Annotated in this window: 18 protein-coding genes and 1 tRNA gene; 14 read left to right on the forward strand and 5 right to left on the reverse strand. The window is 59.7% G+C overall.

Annotated features, from left to right (window positions below):
- Positions 1-199 precede the first annotated feature (199 nt).
- Positions 200-1516 carry a trigger factor gene (gene tig / locus EL199_RS06970; RefSeq protein ID WP_004140020.1) on the reverse strand — a complete coding sequence of 439 codons (1317 nt, stop codon included), beginning with the start codon at positions 1514-1516 and terminating at the stop codon, positions 200-202.
- Positions 1517-1570: 54 nt separating this feature from the next.
- A tRNA-Leu gene (locus EL199_RS06975) sits at positions 1571-1655 on the reverse strand.
- Between the two features lie 133 nt (positions 1656-1788).
- Here EL199_RS06975 and EL199_RS06980 point away from each other — a divergent pair.
- The 7 genes from EL199_RS06980 (at position 1789) to galE (ending at position 9839) form a co-directional block, all read left to right on the forward strand.
- Complete coding sequence (locus tag EL199_RS06980; protein WP_004140021.1) at positions 1789-2574, forward strand: ABC transporter permease; 786 nt, start codon at positions 1789-1791, stop codon at positions 2572-2574.
- Positions 2575-2577: 3 nt separating this feature from the next.
- A complete protein-coding gene (locus EL199_RS06985) occupies positions 2578-3306 on the forward strand; it encodes an ABC transporter ATP-binding protein (RefSeq protein WP_004140022.1) in 729 nt (242 codons plus the stop codon).
- On the forward strand, positions 3303-4451 hold the full coding sequence (glf, locus tag EL199_RS06990; protein ID WP_004140023.1) for a UDP-galactopyranose mutase: 1149 nt from the start codon (positions 3303-3305) through the stop codon (positions 4449-4451). Before EL199_RS06985 ends, glf begins: the two co-directional genes overlap by 4 nt.
- Complete coding sequence (locus EL199_RS06995) at positions 4451-5419, forward strand: glycosyltransferase (RefSeq protein ID WP_004140024.1); 969 nt, start codon at positions 4451-4453, stop codon at positions 5417-5419. The genes glf and EL199_RS06995 overlap by 1 nt, the downstream gene beginning before the upstream one ends.
- A complete protein-coding gene (locus EL199_RS07000; protein ID WP_004140025.1) occupies positions 5403-6794 on the forward strand; it encodes an undecaprenyl-phosphate glucose phosphotransferase in 1392 nt (463 codons plus the stop codon). Before EL199_RS06995 ends, EL199_RS07000 begins: the two co-directional genes overlap by 17 nt.
- 154 nt (positions 6795-6948) lie before the next feature.
- Positions 6949-8745, forward strand: coding sequence for a glycosyltransferase family 2 protein (locus tag EL199_RS07005; protein WP_004140026.1), 1797 nt, complete (start codon positions 6949-6951; stop codon positions 8743-8745).
- Positions 8746-8825: 80 nt separating this feature from the next.
- Entirely contained in the window at positions 8826-9839 is a 1014-nt protein-coding gene (gene galE, locus EL199_RS07010) for a UDP-glucose 4-epimerase GalE (RefSeq protein ID WP_004140027.1), read from the forward strand.
- A gap of 58 nt (positions 9840-9897) precedes the next feature.
- Here the strand turns inward: galE and EL199_RS07015 are convergent, their stop codons facing one another.
- Complete coding sequence (locus tag EL199_RS07015) at positions 9898-10509, reverse strand: superoxide dismutase (RefSeq protein WP_004140028.1); 612 nt, start codon at positions 10507-10509, stop codon at positions 9898-9900.
- A gap of 108 nt (positions 10510-10617) precedes the next feature.
- Entirely contained in the window at positions 10618-11154 is a 537-nt protein-coding gene (gene orn / locus EL199_RS07020) for an oligoribonuclease (protein ID WP_004140042.1), read from the reverse strand.
- 152 nt (positions 11155-11306) lie between these two features.
- Between orn and EL199_RS07025 the strand changes: the two genes are divergently transcribed.
- The 3 genes from EL199_RS07025 to EL199_RS07035 are packed head-to-tail and all read left to right on the forward strand — an operon-like array spanning position 11307 to position 14060.
- A complete protein-coding gene (locus tag EL199_RS07025; RefSeq protein ID WP_004140045.1) occupies positions 11307-12197 on the forward strand; it encodes an ABC transporter ATP-binding protein in 891 nt (296 codons plus the stop codon).
- A complete protein-coding gene (locus tag EL199_RS07030; RefSeq protein WP_232008271.1) occupies positions 12160-13227 on the forward strand; it encodes an acyltransferase in 1068 nt (355 codons plus the stop codon). Before EL199_RS07025 ends, EL199_RS07030 begins: the two co-directional genes overlap by 38 nt.
- 17 nt (positions 13228-13244) lie before the next feature.
- Positions 13245-14060, forward strand: a complete 816-nt coding sequence (locus EL199_RS07035; protein WP_004140049.1) for an ABC transporter permease subunit — start codon at positions 13245-13247, stop codon at positions 14058-14060.
- Between the two features lie 73 nt (positions 14061-14133).
- Here the strand turns inward: EL199_RS07035 and EL199_RS07040 are convergent, their stop codons facing one another.
- Positions 14134-15048, reverse strand: a complete 915-nt coding sequence (locus EL199_RS07040) for a DMT family transporter (RefSeq protein ID WP_004140050.1) — start codon at positions 15046-15048, stop codon at positions 14134-14136.
- Between the two features lie 202 nt (positions 15049-15250).
- On the opposite strand from EL199_RS07040, the gene EL199_RS07045 reads away from it, so the two are divergent.
- The 4 genes from EL199_RS07045 (at position 15251) to EL199_RS07060 (ending at position 19931) form a co-directional block, all read left to right on the forward strand.
- Positions 15251-17158 (forward strand): ATP-binding cassette domain-containing protein, encoded by a 1908-nt coding sequence (locus tag EL199_RS07045; RefSeq protein WP_040354586.1) that lies wholly within the window; start codon positions 15251-15253, stop codon positions 17156-17158.
- Between the two features lie 60 nt (positions 17159-17218).
- Positions 17219-17587 carry a hypothetical protein gene (locus EL199_RS07050; protein ID WP_004140056.1) on the forward strand — a complete coding sequence of 123 codons (369 nt, stop codon included), beginning with the start codon at positions 17219-17221 and terminating at the stop codon, positions 17585-17587.
- A gap of 23 nt (positions 17588-17610) precedes the next feature.
- The gene (locus tag EL199_RS07055; protein ID WP_004140059.1) at positions 17611-18003 is read left to right on the forward strand and encodes a GNAT family N-acetyltransferase; all 393 of its coding nucleotides are present in this window, start codon (positions 17611-17613) and stop codon (positions 18001-18003) included.
- Positions 18004-18296: 293 nt separating this feature from the next.
- On the forward strand, positions 18297-19931 hold the full coding sequence (locus EL199_RS07060) for an AmpG family muropeptide MFS transporter (RefSeq protein ID WP_004140061.1): 1635 nt from the start codon (positions 18297-18299) through the stop codon (positions 19929-19931).
- Positions 19932-20081: the final 150 nt, after the last annotated feature.

Here is a 20081-nt window from a genome sequence, read left to right on the forward strand (position 1 = left end):
GAGGGGTAGAGGAACGGGCGTTTGCGTAAAACGGTTTCATGCGGTGATTTACATACTCTTGAGCGCTCAGGGTGTATGTAAATGAAGGGTGGTGATGGTGAGGCAGATGGCGTCGTGAAAGCTGTGGGCTAGCGGTTTTTTGGCGATAGCACCAATAAATGAAGGGCAGCCAAGGCTGCCCCGGATGCGGGATTAGTGCTTAGGCACGTTGTTGGCCCAGCGCCATCACTTCCTGGAAGGTTTTGTCTTCTTCGCTGACTTGGGCTTGGGTGTAAAGCTGGTCAATCAGCTGTTCTTCAAGAATGGCAGCTTCCAGACGGCGCAGGGTTTCCTGGTCTTTTTTGTACCAGTCGACGACTTCTTGCGGGTCTTCGTAGGTAGCAGCGATGGACTGGATACGGGCATCAACACGTGCCTGATCCACTTCCAGTTTGCGATCGTCGAGCAGTTTGTTCACGAGGAGGCTCAGGCGGACACGGTTGCGTGCCGGTTCGTCGAAGATGCGGGCAGCCAGTTCGCGGCGCTGTTGTGCGTCCGGGATTTGCCGCTCCAGTTGCATATCGTGTGCCATGCGCTCGATTTCCATGCGTACCATGCCTTCGGCGACGGTCTGTTCGGCGTTTTTCTCTAGCAGGGCATCGAACATGCGGTTGCGGCGGATGTTGCGCTGGGCGTTTTCCAGCTCGCGCGTCATGTTGTCGCGGATGGCTTTGCGGAAGGCTTCCTGGTCGCCGCTGTCAATGCCGAAGGCTTTGATGAAGGTTTCGTTGACTTCCGGCAGTTCCAGCGCTTCCACTTTTTTTACGGTCGCGGTGAATTGTGCGGTTTTTCCGGCAAGGTCGGCGCTGTGGTAGTCGGCCGGGAAGGCAACATCGAAGGTTTTTTCTTCACCTGCTTTGCTGCCACGGATGCCCGCTTCAAAGTCGGGCAGCATTCTGCCGTCGCCGATGATGAAGTTCATGTTTTCGCCGCTGCCGCCATCGAATGCGACGCCGTCCAGCTTGCCGACGAAATCCACGGTAACGCGGTCGGTATCTTCCGCCGCCTTGTCGGCTTCGCGGAAGGTGCCTTGTTGGCGGCGCAGGGTGGTAATCATGTTATCCACGTCTTCGTCGCGCACTTCGCTACGCGGCAGGGTGATGCTGATTTGATCCAGACCCTTGACTTCAACTTCGGGCATGACTTCAAAAATGGCGGTGTATTTGACCGGTTCGTTGGCGGCCATGCCGGAGACGAGCTCGATTTGCGGCGAGGCGACGGGTTCGTAACCGCTTTGCTGGATGGCTTCGCGGTAGGTTTCTTCAATTACTTCACCGAGAACATCCTGGCGGACGCTGGCGCCGTATTTTTGTTTGACGACGGCAGGCGGGACCTTGCCGGGACGGAAACCGTCAATGCGCACGCGCGGCGTGATTTCTTTGAGACGTTTGGCGACTTCTTGATCAAGACGCGCAGACGGCACTTCAACCGTTAATTTGTGCGCCAGACCTTCCAGATGTTCAACGGATGATTGCATGCTATCCTCGATTAAAGCTGTGGCTATTGCCAGTAAATTCAAAATTGGAAACTATGGTGCGAAAGGAGAGACTCGAACTCTCAAGGGTTGCCCCGCTGGAACCTAAATCCAGTGCGTCTACCAGTTCCGCCACTCTCGCAAAGCGGCGCATTTAAGCACAGCACCCAGCGAAATGCAAGATGGACGGGGCGTAAATGGCGATTGCGTTGCCTTGGTAAATATGGATAATTGCGCCGTTTCTTTTCTCTATAACGAGGCGTTATTCCTTGATAATGAATACGAGTGCGTGGGCGGATATCCGCCAGGGTATCGCCGGGTTTCGCTTGTGGCAGTCGCTGGCACGGCAGGACATCCGCCTGAAATACCGCCGCTCCACGCTGGGGCCGTTCTGGATTACCCTCAGTATGGCAGTGACGGTGTCGGCGATGGGGCCGCTTTACGGTGCGCTGTTTTCCACCGATTTGGCGGCGTTCGTGCCGCATCTGGCGCTGGGCCTCATTTTCTGGGCATTTATCGCCGGTTCTATCAGCGAATATGCGGAAACCTTTACCGCCAACGAGCATATTTTGAAGCAGTCTTATCTGCCGCTGTCAGCGCTGGTGATGCGCGTGTTTTACCGGCAACTGCTCATTTTGCTGCATAACCTGCTGATTTATCCTTTCGTGATGCTGTTTCTGGGGCTTAGCGTCAATGCCAATATTTTCTGGCTGCTGCCCGCCTTCGTGCTGGTATCGCTCAATATTATCTGGCTCGGCCTTATCATCGCCATTTTCTGTACCCGCTTCCGCGACATGATGCCGGTCATCCAAAGCATTGTGACGCTGCTGTTTTTCGTTACGCCCATCATTTGGCAGCTGCACCAACTGCCGGAAGGGCGGCTGCATATCGCGCAAATGAACCCTTTTACTTCGCTCATTACCCTGCTGCGCGACCCGGTGCTGGGCGTTATGCCTGCGCCGCTGTACTGGCTGGTGGCGGCTGCTTTCGCCCTCGTCGGCACGGCGCTCGCGGTGTGGGTTTTCTCGCTTACCCGCAAAAAAATCACTTACTGGCTATAAAAGATGTATATCAAGGCAGACGACGTCTGCGTGACTTTTCCCGTGTTTGACGCGCACCAGCGTTCTTTCAAGAAGACCGTTTTCAAGGCGGCGGCAGGCGGCGGACTCAGTAGTTTCCGCAAAGGTTTTGCCGAGATTGAGGCGCTGAAGCATATTACCCTCGATATCCGCGAAGGCGAGCGGGTCGCGCTTATCGGCCATAACGGCTCCGGCAAGACAACGCTGCTGCGTGTTTTCGCCGGAGTTTATGCGCCGACGCGTGGCAAGATCGCCGTTGAGGGCAGCGTTACCAGTCTTTTGGATGCGATGCTCGGCATGGACGGCGAGGCGACCGGCTTTGAAAACATCCGTATGCGCGGCCTCTTTCTCGGCCTCTCGCCGAAGCAAATCGAAGCCATCACTGACGAAGTGGTGGAATTTAGCGAGCTGGGCGATTTCATCAATATGCCGGTGCGCACCTATTCCAGCGGCATGGTGCTACGTCTCGCCTTTTCCATCTCGACCAGCATCCGTCCGGAAATTATCCTCATGGACGAATGGATGAGCGTCGGCGATGAAGCCTTCCGGCAAAAAGCCGAAGCGCGGCTGATGCGTTTCATTGAAAACGCGGGCATCCTGGTTTTTGCCACGCACGATTTCAACCTCGCCAAACGTCTGTGTAACCGCATGATATTTCTGGAGCATGGCGAACTCATCCGCGAAGAAGCGAATATTCTGGAGACTCACCCATGAAAGACAAAATCCTCGTGGTTGGCGCCGGTTTCTCCGGCGCTGTCATTGCCCGCACCCTGGCTGAAGCCGGACACGCGGTAGACGTCATCGAAAGCCGCGAACACGTCGCCGGTAATTGCTACAGCGCCCGCGACGGCGAAACCGGGGTGATGGTGCACGTCTATGGACCGCACATTTTCCATACCGACGACGCCGAGGTGTGGGCGCTGATGCAGCGTTTCGGCGAGATGATGCCTTATGTGAACCGCGTCAAAAGCACGGTGGACGGACAGGTGTACTCGCTGCCGGTCAATCTGCACACCATCAACCAGTTCTTCGGCAAGGCGTTGCGTCCGGATGAAGCGCGCGCCTTCATCAGTGAGCAGGCAGACAGCAGCATTGCCGAACCGCAGAACTTTGAGGAGCAGGCGCTGAAATTTGTCGGTCGCGCGCTTTATGAGGCCTTCTTCAAGGGCTATACGCAAAAACAGTGGGGCTGCGAGCCGCGCGAACTGCCTGCCAGCATCCTCAAACGCCTGCCGGTGCGTTTCAACTACAACGACAACTACTTCTTCCACCAGTTTCAGGGGATGCCGAAAGACGGCTACACTCCCATCGTCGCGGCGATGCTTGACCATCCGGCGATTCACCTGCGCCTGAACACCGACTTTAACCGCGCCGACAGCGCCGCCTACGCGCACACCTTCTACACCGGCCCGCTCGATGGCTACTTTGACTACCAACTGGGGCGCCTCGGCTACCGTACCCTCGATTTCGAGCGCTTTGTGACCGACGGCGATTATCAGGGCACGGCGGTGATGAACTACGGCAACGTGGACGTGCCCTACACCCGCATCACCGAGCACAAACACTTCGCCCCGTGGGAGACACACGAAAAAACCGTGTGTTACCGCGAATACAGCCGCGCCTGCGATGCCGACGACCTGCCGTATTACCCCATCCGCCTCACCGCCGAACAACAAATGCTCGCCGACTACGTGCGCGCGGCGCAGGCGCTCGAAGGCGTGACCTTCATCGGCCGCCTCGCCACCTACCGCTATCTTGATATGGACGTTACCATCCGCGAAGCGCTCGATGCGGCGCGCGGCTACCTCGCCGCCCGCGAGCGCGGCGCGCGTGTGCCGGTTTTCTACTGCGACATTTGATGAACATCGTCGCCGTCATCGTCACCCACAACCGCCGTCACGCGCTGCTGCAAACACTGGCGGCGACGCTGGCGCAGCCGTTTGCGGGCGTGGTCGTCGTGGATAACGCCTCAACCGACGGCACGCGCGAATGGCTGGAACAGTGCGATGACCCGCGCCTGCACCTCATCCTGCACACGCAAAACGCCGGTGGCGCCGGTGGCTTTGCCCTCGGCATGGCGGCGGCTCTCGCGCACTTCAACCCCGACTGGCTGCTCTGCTACGACGACGACGCCTTCCCTGCGCCCGACACCCTGCGCCAATTCAGCGCCGCAGACCTTAGCGACTGCGACAGCGCCGCCGCCGCCGTTTACTACCCCGACGGCCGCCTCTGCGAAATGAACCGTCCCAGTTACAACCCCTTCTGGCACCCGCGCAAACTGCTGCGTACCGCGCTTGGCGTCTTCACCGGGCGCGCCCGCGGCGCCTTTCACGTCACCGACAGCGCCTACCAAGGCGCAGAAGCGCTGCCCATCGACAGCTCGTCGTTTGTCGGCTTCTTCGTCCGCGCCGACTGGGTGCGCCGCCTACCGCTGCCGGAACCGGGGCTGTTCATCTACGGCGACGACGTCCTCTACACCCTGAACCTGACGAAACACGGCGCGCGCCACCGCTTCCTGCCGACGGTACGCTTCATCCACGACTGCTCCACCTTCCAGACGACGCGGCGCGGCTACCACCCGCTGTGGAAAGCCTACTTCACCTACCGCAACGGCCTGCTCATCTACCGCATGGCGGCGGGCGTGTGGTTCTACCCCGTCGCCCTGCTGAAAGCGCTCCTCTGGCTCGCCGCCGTCCGCCATTACCGCAACAAGCGCCGCTACCTGCGCCTGTGGTGGCAGGCGGTGCGCGACGGCATCCGCCAAGACTTGAGCCGCGATCCCGCCATCATCATCCAACAATACCAAGACGATGCACCTGCACCCTAAAGCCGCGCGCAACGGCGTCATGCCCTACATGCACTGGCTGGCAAAATGCGCCGACGGTGTCAGCATCTACCTTGCCGGTGTCATCACCTTCTGGGCGTACTTCGGCTACCCCATCTGGCAGTGGGAACGCTACCAATGGATGACCGCGCTCTCCTCGCTGATGGGCGTATTTGTCTTAAGCGGCTGCGGCGTTTACCGCTCCTGGCGCGGCGCCCTGCGCGCGCCGCTCCTGCTGCGCCTCACCCAGGGATTCCTCTACCTCGCCGGAATGATAGCGGGCTACCTCTACCTCACCAAAGCAGGACACCACTTCTCCCGCCTCTGGTTCGGCATCTGGCTTGGCACCGCCTTTGCCCTGTGCATCATGAGCCGCCTCATCGCCTACTGGCTGCTGAGCCGCCTGCGCGCTTCCGGGCACAACACGCGCAGCCTCGCCCTCATCGGCAACCACGCCACCTGCCGCGAAGTCTTCCGCTCCATCCGCCGCGACCCGCTGGCGGGCTTCGTCGTGCGGCAAATCCGCCTGCTCGATGCCGACGAAGCGCTGTTTAACGACGTCGAAGACGTGCGCCGCTACGACCCGGCGCGCGACGGCGAACCGCCCTACGACGAAATCTGGATCTGCCTGCCGCTGACCGCCGGTGATACCGTTGGCGACATCCTCGACGTCCTGCGCTACAGCACCGCCAACATCCGTTACATCCCCGACCTGCGCAGCTTCCGTCTCATCAACTACCAGGGCTCCTACGTTGTCGGCCACTACGCGCTCGACATCAGCATCTCGCCGATGCACGGCCGCAAACGCCTGACCAAATGGCTGGAAGACAAAATCATCGCCAGCGTCGCCCTCATCCTGCTCGCGCCGCTCCTGCTTGCGGTTGCCCTGTGGATACGCATCCGCGCGGGCAGCCCCATCTTCTACCGCCAAGCGCGCGTCGGCTGGAACGGCGAAGTCTTTAACATCCTCAAATTCCGCACCATGCCGACCGGCAACGAGCAGGGCGGCGCGACCTGGGGCGGCGCGGGCGAAAAACCGACCATCCCGATGGGACGCTGGCTGCGCCGCCTGAGCATAGATGAATTGCCACAATTCTGGAACGTCCTCAAAGGCGAAATGTCCGTCGTCGGCCCGCGTCCGGAGCGGCCACAATTCGTCGAACAATTCAAAGACGAAATCCCCGGCTACATGCAAAAACACATGGTGAAAGCGGGCATTACCGGCTGGGCGCAAGTGAACGGCTGGCGCGGCGACACCGACCTCGAAGAACGCATCAACTACGACCTGTGGTACATCGAAAACTGGTCGCTGTGGCTTGACCTCAAAATCATCGCCCTCACCGCCCTGCGCGTCTTCCATGACCGCAACGCACAATAACCACAGCACGGCGGGCGTGCCGGGTAACCTTGAAGGCAGCTGATTTACATACACCTTGAGCGCTCAAGTGTAGGTATAATCCGGCGCCCTCATGGAGATACCATGCAACCCGCCGAAAAAGCGCATGCCGACCACCAAAACGCACACGCCTCCCATGCACAACATCCAAAACCTGCAATTCAGCTATCCCTCGCTCCCGCAGCATCTCTTTTGGCACAGTGCCGACCAAGAATACGCCTGCCAGACAAAAGCCGACGGCCTGCATTTGGCGAGCTACGGCAAACAAATCTCGCTCAACTTCACCAGCCTGTTTAACAGCTTCCCTGCCGGGCATTTCCTGCTGCATACCACCGCCACTCAAGTCTATCTACAATTACACATCAGCGGCAAAGCCGACAGCATCAGAATCTACCGCAAAAGCCAATGGAGCGAAGAGTGCATCCTGCAACACCACGACTGCGCGGAAGGCACAATCCAATTAGGCCCGTTTCCGTTGGAAAAAGGCATCGAGCGCTACAGCTTTTCCCTCGAAACCCGCGGCGAAATCATTATTCATGAGGGCTGTTGGCTAGTCGATGCCAGCGCCAAAAACAAAAGCGTCGCAGTCTGCATCACCACCTTCAAAAAAGAACACTACGTTATCGCCAACGTCAATGCACTCTTGCATTACCCGCCACTCAAAAAACAAAATTACCGCATTACCGTCATCGATAACGGCAGCACCCTGCAGCGCGAAGATTTTGCGCCTTCCGCACCATTCCAACTCATTTCGCAGGCGAATCTCGGCGGAACCGGCGGCTTTATGCGCGGCTTAATGGATGCGCGCGCAAAAAACAGCGACTACATACTATTCATGGATGATGACATCCTGCTCGCGCCGGAAATCATTTACCGTGCCGTCGCCATTGCACAAATCGCCCGCCCGAAAAAAGCCTTCGGCGGCATGATGCTGCATTACACGCGCAAAGACAAAATCCATGAACAGGGCTGCCGCCTGCCGTGGAAAACCAACCAATTTTTCCAGAGAATCAACAGCGACGAACAATTAACGTGCGTGCAAGACAAATTTGCGCCGCTATATACCGAAAACTATCCCGACTTCAGCGGCTGGTGGTTTTACATGGCAGAAACCAAAGAAACCCCCATCCTGCCCAATTTCTTCTTCAAATGGGACGACATCTGCGCCTCGCTTTACCTGCAACAACACGGCAATAGCCTGACCGTATTCCCGACCCTTTTTGTCTGGCATGAAGACTTCAGCATCAAGCGCCATTTAATGCTGACCGATTACCTTAGTATGCGCAATGAGATTTGGGCTTTTGCTTTTCTCGGCATTTCGGAAAACCAAATGCAAATTGCCTTTCGCCGTACCTTTATGATGATCGTGCGCGACATCCTGATGTATGACTACCGGCGCGCGAAAATCCGCCTGCAATCCCTGCAAGATGCACTCCGCTACCGCGAATACCTTGCGCCGCAATTCGTCGCCGACGGTCACGGCGATTATCCGGTAAAACTGGCACGGGAATACATGCCACCATTGCAGGAAATTGACAACCACATTGACACCTTCTATGAAAAAGAAAAAGAACGCTATCCGCGCGGCACCTTCATGAAGCGCTTGGTTCGCCTTTCGCTCGGCACCCTGCGCATGCTGATGCCACGGAAAAAAGCCAGCCTCGGCAATGGCAAAATCCCGCTACTCTCGATGGATAACGGCAACTTCCCGATTATCCATCCTTACCAAAAATACTTCCTCTATAACAGCGACGGCAACGTCGGCTATTACTGCGAATATAGCGCCAAAGAAAGCAGACAATTACTTTGGCAGACCGTAAAGACCCTGCGGCAAATCAAAAAAGCATATCCACAAATCGTCGCCTGGATGAAAACGCAGACATTTGATGAAACCTATTGGCATGCCATCTTTCAGGCGAAAGCGGAAAAATAAAGCGCCCCCACAGAAAGCGGACACGTCATTTCCAAAACACAAATTCCAAAACATCAAACCCATAACAAAAGGAGACTCCCATGATTCTCGTCACCGGCGGCGCCGGCTACATCGGCTCGCACACCGTCCTCGTCCTCCTGCAAGCAGGGCATGACGTCGTCGTCCTCGACAACCTCGTCAACAGCTCCGCCGAATCGCTGCGCCGCGTCGGCACGCTGGCAGGCAAAACCGCGACCTTCATCGAAGGCGACATCCGCGACCGCGCCGCGCTGGACGCGCTCTTTGCCCGCTACCCGATAACATCGGTCATCCACTTCGCCGGACTCAAAGCGGTCGGCGAGAGCGTCGAAAAACCGCTGCCGTACTACGAAAACAACGTGAGCGGCTCCATTACCCTCTTTGAAGCCATGGCGGCGGCGGGCGTGAAGCGCATCGTCTTCAGCTCGTCGGCGACCGTTTACGGCGAAGCGGGCGGCGAACGCGAATACCGCGAAACCCTGCCGGTCGGCGTGCCGAGCAGCCCCTACGGCCAGAGCAAAGTGATGATTGAGCAAATCCTGCGCGACACCGCCCGCGCCGATGGCGACTGGTCAGTCGCGCTATTGCGCTACTTTAACCCGATTGGCGCGCACGAAAGCGGCGATATCGGCGAAGACCCGCAAGGCATCCCGAACAACCTCGTGCCTTACATCTCGCAAGTCGCCGTCGGCCGCCTCGCGCAGCTCTCCATCTACGGCAACGATTACGACACTCCGGACGGCACCTGCCTGCGCGACTACATCCACGTCATGGATTTGGCAGAAGGGCACGTCAAGGCGCTGCAAGGCATTGACAGCAAGACCGGCGTATTTACCTGGAATCTCGGCAGCGGCAAACCCAGCTCGGTGCTGGACGTCTTGCACGCCTATGAAAAAGCCTGCGGCAAGGCCATCCCGTACCAATTCGCACCGCGCCGCGCCGGTGACTTGCCCGCCTTCTGGGCGAACGCGGACAAGGCCGCCAAAGAGCTCGGCTGGCGCACCAGCCGCAGTCTGGACGATATGGTCGCCGACACCTGGCGCTGGCAGCAGAAGAACCCGATGGGTTATCGTTAAATCCTTGCGACCCAGTCATAAAAAAACCGCCTTACGGCGGTTTTTTGCGTGCCGGCGATCAGGCCTTCGCTTGGCGGTAAAGCTCGGCGACATACGGCCAGTTCACCACTTTCCACCAGGCTTCGAGGTAATCCGGACGCTTGTTCTGGTAGTTGAGGTAGTAGGCGTGTTCCCAGACGTCGCAGCCGAGAATCGGCGTGCCTTGGACGGCGGCGGTATCCATCAGCGGGTTGCCCTGGTTCGGGGTGCTGGTGATGGCGAGTTTGCCGTCTTTGCCGACAATCAGCCACGCCCAGCCGGAGCCAAACTGCTTGATACCGGCGTCCTTGAAGGCGGTTTTGAAGGCGTCAAAGCTGCCAAAGGCGGCGTTGATGGCGTCCAGGAGTTCGCCTTCCGGCTCGCCGCCGCCATTCGGGCTCATCACGTTCCAGTAGAGGTTGTGGTTGTAGTAACCGCCGCCGTTGTTGCGTACCGCCGCCGGGTATTTGCTGATGCCCGCGAAGATGGCTTCCAGCGTTTCATTGGCGAGCGGGGTGTCTTTGATAGCGGCGATGAAGTTGTCAAAGTAGGCCTTGTGGTGGCGGCCATGGTGGATTTCCATCGTGGTTTTGTCGATGACCGGTTCGAGCGCGTCCGCCGGGTAGGGCAGGGGGGCAAAGGTGTAGTTCATGAGCGTATTCTCCGTGTCTGTTGGGGAAGCGTCATTATTGGCGCGCGGCGGTATGTTTTCAAGTTTTTCAGGATGTTTTTTGTTTGTCGTTTTGTTTTTCTGTTTGGGTTATGCGCGGAATATGTGCTCGCGGTAGTGGCGCAACTCGGCGATGGAGTCCTGGATGTCGGCAAGCGCCTGATGCGTGCTGTTTTTGATGAAGGTGTGCTGCGGATACCAGCGGCGCACCAGCTCTTTCAGGGTGGAGACGTCGAGGTTGCGGTAGTGGAAGTAATTTTCGAGTTCGGGCATGAGACGCGCCATGAAGCGGCGGTCCTGGCAGATGCTGTTGCCGCAGAGCGGTGATTTTTTCGCCGGCACGTACTGGCGGATGAAGGCGAGCGTCGCCGCTTCGGCTGCGGCGGTGCTGACGGCGCTTTGGCGGCAGCGCTCCAGCAGTCCGCTTTTGCCGTGATGCTGACGGTTCCAGTCGTCAAGGTTGTCGAGGAGTTCGGCGTCCTGGTGGATGGCGATGACCGGCCCTTCGGCGAGGATGTTGAGCTGGGCGTCGGTGATGAGGGTAGCGATTTCGAGGATGTGGTCGCGCTGGCTGTCGAGGCCGGTCATTTCGAGGTCAATCCAGACGAGGTTATCGGGGTGTTGCATGGTTAGTCCTTTAAGGGTTTTCTGTATCTGCGACGGGGGGGGCCGCGCACATGATACGCGCAACCGTCGTCGGGCGTTTATTTTGACATTAGCCGTTGCCGCCTGCGCGCGGGCATGGTAAAAAGCCCGCCATTTTTATTCCCGGGGATGTCATGAGTGCAATATTGGCTGCCACGCAGCTACGAAAAAATTTTGCCGGTTTTACCGCGGTCAGCGATGTCGATATCCACATCGACGCGGGGGAAACGGTCGCCCTTGCCGGGCATAACGGCGCGGGCAAATCCACCCTGATGAAGATGCTGCTCGGCCTGCTCGCGCCAACGCAGGGCAGTATCCGGATTGACGGTCATGCGGCGGGCAGCGTCGCCGCGCGCAAAATCATCGGTTACCTGCCGGAGACCGTCGCACTCTATCCGAACATGACTGGCTTTGAAACGCTCACTTTCTTTGCCAGCCTCAAGGGACTTTCAGATGCGGGCAACCGCGACCTGCTCGCGCGGGTGGGCATACTGGAAGCGGCGGGCAAGCGCGTCGGCACCTATTCCAAAGGGATGCGGCAGCGCCTCGCGCTGGCACAAGCCTTGCTCGGCCAGCCGAAAATCCTTCTGCTGGACGAGCCGACCACCGGCCTGGATCCCGCTTCGCGCGCCGATTTTTACCGCATCCTCGCCGAACTGGCGGCGCAGGGCACGGCGATTCTGCTCTCCTCGCACGCACTCGCCGAACTGGCCGACCAGGCCGACCGCATCGTCATCATGAAAAACGGCGTCAAAACCGCCGACGGCAGTTTGCAAGAATTGCGGCAGAACGCCGGCCTGCCGACGCGGCTGCGCGTCTGGTTTGACGATGCGGCGCTGACGCTGCCCGCACCGTGGCAGGCAGATGGCGCCGGGCAATGGTTCTGCGATTGCGCCGAGAGCGAGAAAACGGCGCTGCTTGGCGCGCTGTGGCAGGCGGGGACGCCGCGCAATATTGATATGTTGCCGCCCGCGCTGGATGATTTGTATGCCCACTTTTTACGCCGTGAAGATGCCACAGCCTGATAACGCGCCGCGTCGCGCATTATTCGTCGATGTGCTGGTGGTCTTTTCCGCGTTGGCGGTGGTTTTTTTGCACGCCAACGCGATTTTCTGGACGCGGCCGCAGGGGCGGCTGTGGCTGACCAGCAATATCATCGAATCTGTATGTTATTTTGCTGTGCCGGTATTTTTCATGATTTCCGGCTATACCCTGCTCGATTATCGTGCGCGCTATGATACCAAGGCCTTTTTGCGCAAACGGATGCAGCGCACGCTGATTCCGTTTTTATTCTGGTCGCTGTTTGGTTTCTGCTATGTATGGTGGTATCACGGTGCGCCGCCGGATGATTCGGCATCACGCATCATCGAAGGCATCCTCACCCACCGCTATATTGATATCTATTGGTTCTTTATGCCGCTCTTTGCGGTATATCTCTCCTTGCCGCTGTTTGGGCTGATTCCGGCAGAAAAACAGCCGCGTGTTTTTGCCTATCTCATCGGCTACGCTTTTGTTTCTTTTTCCCTCTTGCCTTTTTTGCGCAATATCAGCGGCATTGACTACGACTGGCAGATTCATTCGCCGGTTTCTGCCGGTTTCCTGCTCTATGCCTTGCTTGGCTATTATTTGGGAAAATGGCCGCCTGCGCGGCGCTGGCGTTTGCTGATTTATGCGCTTGGCATGGGCGGCCTGCTGCTGCATTGCCTCGGTACGATTTTGCTGTCGCCGCCGGATAAAGTGAACGAGTTGTTCAAGGGGTATCTCAATTTCCCCTGCGTCCTTTACGCGGCGGCCCTTTTCCTCTGGGCGCGGCAGCATGACTGGTCGTGGCTGGCGCGTGGCGGCGTTGCCAGATTGCTGACGGCTTGCCGCAATGCCGCGCTCGGAGTCTATGTGCTGCATATTTATTTTATTTGGCAGATGCACGAGTATTTCCCGCAAGCGAAGCAAGTTATCGGCTTTCGCATTTTTGGCGCGCTGGCTATTTTCATCTTGTGTGTGCTGATTGCCAGCCTTATCCGTAAATTGCCGCTGTTACGCGCCTTGATTCCTTAACCGTTTTGGATGTTTTTATGAATACATTGCTAACCCTCGCCCGCAAAGAATTAAAAGACGGATTGCGCAACCGCTGGGTACTGGCCATTGCCATTTTGCTCGCTGCTTTCGCGCTGACGCTCGCTTTTCTCGGCAGCGCGCCCGCAGGTGAAACCAAGGCCAATGCGCTCGCCATTACCGTAGTCAGTCTGGCAACGCTCAATATTTATCTGATTCCGCTGATTGCGCTGCTGCTTTCGTATGATGCGATTGTGGGGGAAATTGAGCGCGGCACGATGGCATTATTGCTTTCTTATCCGTTATCACGCTGGCAAGTGGTCGCGGGCAAGTTTTTAGGGCAGACGGCAATTTTGGCGGTGGCCATTGCCATTGGTTATTTTGTCGCCGGTATTGCCGTCGCCTTATTGCACAAAAATACCGGGTTTTCTTGGGCGGTTTGGCAGCCCTTTTTCAAAATGACATTCACCACGCTATTACTCGGCGCCGTCTTTTTGGCGATTGGTTATGTGTTAAGTGCCATTGCCAAACAGCGCGGCAGCGCAGCGGGCATGGCGATTGGCGTCTGGCTGTTTTTTGTGCTGCTTTATGATTTTGCCCTGCTCGGTATTTTGATTGCCGACAAGGGGCAGCATATCGGCGTGGCGGCGCTGAACGCGCTGTTGCTCGCCAACCCGACCGACACTTACCGCCTGCTCAATTTGAGCGGCAATGTGGCAAGCGGCTTGGGCGCGCAGGGCGGGATTGCGCATGGCGTGCTGGCGCTGGTGCTGCTCGCCTGGATTGCCGCCCCCTTGGCGTTGGGGATTTTTTTGTTCCGGCGCAAGACGCTGTGAGGCTTTAGAGAATGGCTAGAAAAAGGCGCGGAACGATCCGCGCCTTTTTCTTTATGCCGCCGACAAAATCGCGCTATTTGCGCACCATCCGCCGGTTCAGTACCGAGCAGATGGCGCCGGTGACGACCAGCGCCGCGCCGAGGGCGGCGAGCAGGTTGAGGTCGGGCGCGGCGAATTTCGCCGGGACGAGCCAGTGGGCGAGCGCGGCAAAGGCAATGGTAAAGAGCGGCACCAGGGTGATGGTGGTTGAAACTTTGCCCACTTCCCAGTGGTTCAGCGCTTCGGCAAAGGCGCCGTAGGCGATGGGGGTGTTGATGCAGCAGTAGAACAGGCAGAGCCACTGGTAGCCGTTGAGGTTGGAGAGTTCCGACCAGTTGGCAAACGGCGCGGCAAAGAGCGCGCAGCCGCAGTAGAAAACGAACAGCACTTGCGGCGCGGTGAGGCGGCGCAGCAGCATTTTCTGCACGAGGCCGTAGGCTGCCCAGCTAAAGCAGCCGAGCAGGCTTAAGGTGATGCCAAGCATTTGGTGGTTGGCACCGCCGGCAAATATTTGCGGCAGCTCGCGGTTGAAAAAGAGGAGGATGCCGAACATGAGGATGGCCGCGCCGATAATCTGGTTTTTGCGCAGCGGTTCTTTAAGGACGACGATACCGGCGAACAGCAGGATGAAGGGCGAGATTTGCGCCAACACCTGCGAGGCGGCGGCGGAAAGGTAGACAAGCGAGGTGCTGAACAGCCAGAAGTTGCCGACCAGACCGAGGATGCCGATGAGGATGAGCCAGCGGTTTTGCAGGAGCAGGCGCGGGTCGGGCAGGCGTTTGCGGGCGCGCAGGAACAGGCCGAGGATGAGGGCGGCAGCGGCGAAGCGGCAGGCGACGACGGTGCGCGGCGAGATGACGGGCAGGATTTGTTGCAGGATGAGCGGCAGCGACGCCCACATAAGGATGGTGACGAGGGTAAGCAGCGGTCCTTTTAGCGATGCATTCATGATGTTTGCGGTTTGGTGGTGGATTTTGGGGGGCGCTATTGTAGCGCCTGCATCTTATAATGCCGCGCTTTTACCACGGGCGGTTTGCGATTTCTCCCTCTCCTGCGAAGCGGGGGAGGGCAGGGGGGTAGAACAACACCGCCACAACATCAAATCCGGATGGCAAACACGCCCCAATGCCGCGCTTTTACGGGAGGGATACATGGCATTACTACTGACCGCACAAGACCTGTCGCTCGCCTTCGGCTGGCGGCCGCTACTTGACCACGTCAACTTCTCGCTGGAGACGGGCGAGCGCGTCGCCCTGCTGGGGCGCAACGGCGAAGGCAAATCCACCCTGCTCAACGTCCTGCGCGGCGCCCAAGCGCCGGATGACGGCGAACTGCGCCTGACCGAAGGCGTGCGCGTCGCCTACCTGCCGCAAGACCCGCCCGCCGCCGATGCGCGCAGCGTGCGCGAAGTGGTGCGCGACGGCCTCGCGGAAACGGCAGCGCTGGTCGCGCGTTACCAAGAACTGCTTGCCAACCATAGCGACAGCGACGCCGAAACCCTCGCCCAACTGGAAGCGCAAGTGGCCGCCGCGGACGGCTGGCAGCTGGAAAACCGCATCGACAATATCCTGCAACGCTTCGACCTCGACGGCGCGGCGCGCATGGCCGACCTCTCCGGCGGTTGGCGGCGGCGCGTCTGGCTGGCGCGGGTGCTGGTCGCCAAGCCGGACGTGTTGCTGCTCGATGAGCCCACCAACCACCTCGACATGGGCGCCATCGTCTGGCTGGAAAACCTGCTGAACAACTTCAGCGGTGCCGTCGTCTTCGTCACCCACGACCGCGCCTTTCTCGAAAAAGTCGCCAACCGCATCTGGGAACTTGACCGCGGCCGCCTGCTGGATGTACGCAGCGACTACCGCCGCTTCCTGCGCACCCGCGACGAAATGCAGCACGCCGAAGCCGAAGCCAACGCGCGCTTCGACAAAAAACTCGCCGAAGAAGAAATCTGGATACGCCAGGGCATCAAGGCGCGCCGTACCCGCAACGAAGGCCGCGTGCGCGCGCTAAAAGCCATGCGGGCAGAGCGCGCCGCGCGCATCAACCGCCAGGGCAAAACCAACCTGCAACTGGACGCGGGCGAGCGCAGTGGGCGGCAAGTCATCGTCGCCGAGCGCGTCAGCTACGCCCACCCCGGCGGCGCGCCGCTGGTACAAGACTTCAGCGACATCATCGAGCGCGGCGAAAAAATCGGCCTCGTCGGCGCGAACGGCGCGGGCAAAACCACCTTGCTACGCCTGCTGCTCGGCGACCTCGCGCCCACCGGCGGCCACATCAAACACGGCACCAAACTGGAAGTCGCCTACTTCGACCAACTGCGTGCCCAGCTTGACCCGGACGAAACCCTGCGCGACAGCGTCGGCGCCGGACGCGACTACGTCGAAGTGGGTGGCGTGCGCAAACACATTGTCGCCTACCTGCAAGACTTCCTTTTCCCGCCCGAACGCTGGCGCACCCCGGTCGGCGCACTCTCCGGCGGCGAACGCGCGCGACTCTTGCTCGCCCGCCTCTTTGCCCAACCGGCAAACGTCCTCGTGCTGGACGAACCGACCAACGACCTCGACATCGAAACCCTCGAACTGCTCGAAGAAGTACTGGCCGACTACCCCGGCACCGTGCTGCTGGTCAGCCACGACCGCGCCTTCCTTGACGCCGTCGTTACCCGCCTCTGGGTCTTCAACGCACAAAAAAACCGCATCGAACAAACCGTGGGCGGCTTTGCCGACTGGCTGAACCAGGGCGGCGACATCGCCCAACTCGAAGCCGTCACCGCAACCGTCGCGCCGGAAAAACCCGCACCCACACCCGCCGCCGCGCCCGTTGCCGAGAAAAAAAGCGGCAAACTCTCCTACAAATACCAGCGCGAACTCGAAGCCCTGCCGGGACAAATCGAAGCGAAAGAAGCAGAAATCGCCCGCCTGACCGACACCGTGCAACAGGCGGACTTCTACCAGCGCCCGCCCGCCGAACAACAGGCGGCATTCGCCGAACTGGAAGCGGCACAACAGACGCTGGAAGCGCTGCTGGAGCGCTGGATGCAGCTGGAAGAAGGCGAAGTGTGAGGCGGATTCCGAAAAAACATCAACGTTGTATCATGCCGCTTTTCCCCGCCGGAGCCGCCGATGAAACCACACCAACCGCTTACAATCGCCCTCACCCTGCTGCTTGCCGCCTGCGCCAGCAGCGCGCGCTACGAAACTAACCTCGCCCGCTGGGGCGGAAAACCGCTGGATGACCTCGTTCTCGCCTGGGGGCCGCCACAAAGCAGCTACACCCTGCGCGACGGCCGCCAAGTCGTCGAATACCAGCGGCAACAACTCATCCGCCGTCCCGGCTTGGGGCGCAGCATGCTCAATACCTCGCGCGTCTTCTACCTGCTCGATGAAATGGAAGACGACTACACCCTGCTGCAATGCCGCACCCGCTTCACCGTGGATGCGCAGGGCATCATCCAAAACTGGACATGGGACGGCAACGCCTGCCGCGAGTAACTTTCACCAATCCCGGAGAACCTATGCTCACTTACCGTACCAACCACCCCGTCAGCCGCGCCCAGTTCATCGCGCTGCTGCAAAAAACCAGCCTCGGCGCACGCCGCCCGCTCGCTGAAGCCGAGCGCATTGACGCCATGCTGCAAAACGCCGACCTGCTCATTTCCGCCTGGGACGACGACCGCCTGGTCGGCATCGCCCGCGCCGTTACCGACTACGCCTACTGCTGTTACCTCTCCGATCTCGCCGTTGATGAAGCCTGGCAGCGCCGCGGCATCGGTCAAGAACTCCTCGCCACCCTCAAACAGGCGCTGCACCCGCAATGCAAAATCATCCTCCTCGCCGCACCGCAGGCGGTGGACTACTACCCGCATATCGGCTTTACCCAGCATCCGAGCGCCTGGACGAAAGTGTGAGCGGTTTACAAACACCTACCGCGCTACTCGTGTACATAAATGCCATGGCCTGTAGGGTAGGGCTTGCCCCCAATCTAGGGCGTGTTTGCAAATTGCACTCCCTCCCCTGCGAAGCGGGGGAGGGACGGGATTCCCCTTGAAAAAGGCGTTCGCCTTTTTCAAGGGAACCCGGGGAGGGGGTGTGAAAACTGCGTAGCGACGACACTCAAAATGAAATACAAACAGCCCCTAAAATCCGATAACGGATTGCGGTGGAAGCACCTCCCACACCACACAACAAACCCCGCCTCACCATGCCCACACCCTCCCGCTCCTGGCGCAGCGCCGCCGCCGTTTACACCGACCGCCGTGCGGTCAGCCTCTTCCTCCTCGGCCTCGCCGCCGGGCTGCCGTTTCTCCTCATCTTCTCCAGCCTCTCCATTTGGCTGAACGAAGCGGGCGTTGAGCGCAGCACCGTCACCCGCTTCAGCTGGGCGGCGCTCGCCTACTCCTTCAAATTCGTCTGGTCGCCGCTGGCTGATGCCCTGCCGCTGCCGCTTTTGACACGCAGTCTGGGTCGCCGCCGCGCCTGGCTCTTTGCCGCGCAATGCGGGATTATTGCCGCCATCTGCCTGATGGCGCTGATTGATCCGGCGCGGCCGGGCGCGTTGCCGCACATGGCGCTTGCTGCCGTCCTGCTCGGATTCTCCTCGGCGACGCAGGACATCGTCATCGACGCCTACCGCATCGAAATCGCGCCCAACGACGCGGCGATGCAGGCGGTCACGGCCGCGACCTACGCCGCCGGATACCGCTGCGGCATGATTCTCTCCGGCGCGGGCGCGCTGCTGCTCGCCGAACACTACGGCTCGACCCTGCAAAACTACCATTACCCCGCCTGGCGCGCGACCTACCTCATCATGGCGGCGCTGATGGGCATCGGCATTGCCACCACCCTGCTCGTGCGCGAACCGTCCGCCTCGCGGCAAAACACCGCCAGCCGCCCGACTGCCGATAATTTGCGCCTGCTGCTGCTTTTCGCCGCCAGCGTTGCCGCGCTCATCGCCGCTTACCGCGTCCTCGGCGGCCTGCCTGAAGCGCGTGGCAACCTCGCCGCGCTCGCCCGCGAAATCCTGCGCCTCGGTGGCGGCATGACGGCGGCTGTCGCGGTTGGCATGGCGCTGGTGCGCCTCGGCCTCGTCCCGTGCGAACTGGCGCGGCAAACCTGGATTGAGCCGGTCGCCGACTTCTTCCGCCGCTACGGCCGCGCCGCGCTGCTGCTGCTCGCGCTTATCGGCGTATATCGCAGCGCCGACATCGTCGCCGGCGTCATCGCCAACGTCTTCTATCAGGACCTGGGCTACAGCAAGGCGGAAATCGCCAGCGCCGTCAAAATTTTCGGCGTGGTCATGACCCTCGGCGGCGGCTTTCTCGGCGGCCTTTTGGCGCAGCGCTACCCGCTGATGCGGATGATGATGGCGGGCGCGCTGCTGACCGCGGCGACCAACCTGCTGTTCGTGCTGCTCGCCTGGTTTGGCGACAAAAGCGCGTGGCTCGCGCTCGCACCGCTCGCCGCCGACCCGCACTGGCAGATACTCTGCCCGCCGCTGGAAGCCGTCGCACAGACCCTCGCCGCCGCGCAAAGCGACAAAACCTGGCTGCTCTACGGCGTCGTCGGCTTTGACAACCTCGCCGGCGGCGTCGCCGCATCGGTCTTCATCGCCTTCCTCTCCTCGCTGACCAGCATCCGCTTCACCGCGGTGCAATACGCGATCTTCAGCTCGCTGATGACCCTCTTGCCGAAAACCCTCGGCGGCTACTCCGGCAGCATCGTCGATGCCATCGGCTACCCCGCCTTCTTCACCTTCACCGCGCTCCTCGGCGTGCCGGTGCTGGCGCTGGTGTACTGGACGGAGCTGCGGGTGTATCGCGGCAACAGTACGCGATAAAGCGCTATGGCCGCTGCCCTAAAACCTTAAACACACAACATCAGCAGCACCAAGGGAGGACATATGGCGATCCTCCGAAAACCACCTCATAAGGTGTTGCGTCGCTTCACCGCACCAATAACGTACTGTCTTCAGCGACGCGCCTTGTCT

The sequence above is a fragment of the Cardiobacterium hominis genome, assembly GCF_900637305.1.
Taxonomy (GTDB): Bacteria; Pseudomonadota; Gammaproteobacteria; order Cardiobacteriales; family Cardiobacteriaceae; genus Cardiobacterium; species Cardiobacterium hominis.

Coding starts and splice junctions, on each gene's coding strand:
- EL199_RS07060 (WP_004140061.1), top strand. CDS start 18,297: ATGCCCACACCCTCCCGCTCCTGGCGCAGCGCCGCCGCCGTTTACACC.
- EL199_RS07045 (WP_040354586.1), top strand. CDS start 15,251: ATGGCATTACTACTGACCGCACAAGACCTGTCGCTCGCCTTCGGCTGG.
- galE (WP_004140027.1), top strand. CDS start 8,826: ATGATTCTCGTCACCGGCGGCGCCGGCTACATCGGCTCGCACACCGTC.
- EL199_RS07030 (WP_232008271.1), top strand. CDS start 12,160: ATGCCCACTTTTTACGCCGTGAAGATGCCACAGCCTGATAACGCGCCG.
- EL199_RS07055 (WP_004140059.1), top strand. CDS start 17,611: ATGCTCACTTACCGTACCAACCACCCCGTCAGCCGCGCCCAGTTCATC.
- EL199_RS07025 (WP_004140045.1), top strand. CDS start 11,307: ATGAGTGCAATATTGGCTGCCACGCAGCTACGAAAAAATTTTGCCGGT.
- EL199_RS07000 (WP_004140025.1), top strand. CDS start 5,403: ATGCACCTGCACCCTAAAGCCGCGCGCAACGGCGTCATGCCCTACATG.
- glf (WP_004140023.1), top strand. CDS start 3,303: ATGAAAGACAAAATCCTCGTGGTTGGCGCCGGTTTCTCCGGCGCTGTC.
- EL199_RS06995 (WP_004140024.1), top strand. CDS start 4,451: ATGAACATCGTCGCCGTCATCGTCACCCACAACCGCCGTCACGCGCTG.
- tig (WP_004140020.1), bottom strand. CDS start 1,516: ATGCAATCATCCGTTGAACATCTGGAAGGTCTGGCGCACAAATTAACG.
- EL199_RS07005 (WP_004140026.1), top strand. CDS start 6,949: ATGCACAACATCCAAAACCTGCAATTCAGCTATCCCTCGCTCCCGCAG.
- EL199_RS06980 (WP_004140021.1), top strand. CDS start 1,789: ATGAATACGAGTGCGTGGGCGGATATCCGCCAGGGTATCGCCGGGTTT.
- EL199_RS07050 (WP_004140056.1), top strand. CDS start 17,219: ATGAAACCACACCAACCGCTTACAATCGCCCTCACCCTGCTGCTTGCC.
- orn (WP_004140042.1), bottom strand. CDS start 11,154: ATGCAACACCCCGATAACCTCGTCTGGATTGACCTCGAAATGACCGGC.
- EL199_RS06985 (WP_004140022.1), top strand. CDS start 2,578: ATGTATATCAAGGCAGACGACGTCTGCGTGACTTTTCCCGTGTTTGAC.
- EL199_RS07015 (WP_004140028.1), bottom strand. CDS start 10,509: ATGAACTACACCTTTGCCCCCCTGCCCTACCCGGCGGACGCGCTCGAA.
- EL199_RS07040 (WP_004140050.1), bottom strand. CDS start 15,048: ATGAATGCATCGCTAAAAGGACCGCTGCTTACCCTCGTCACCATCCTT.
- EL199_RS07035 (WP_004140049.1), top strand. CDS start 13,245: ATGAATACATTGCTAACCCTCGCCCGCAAAGAATTAAAAGACGGATTG.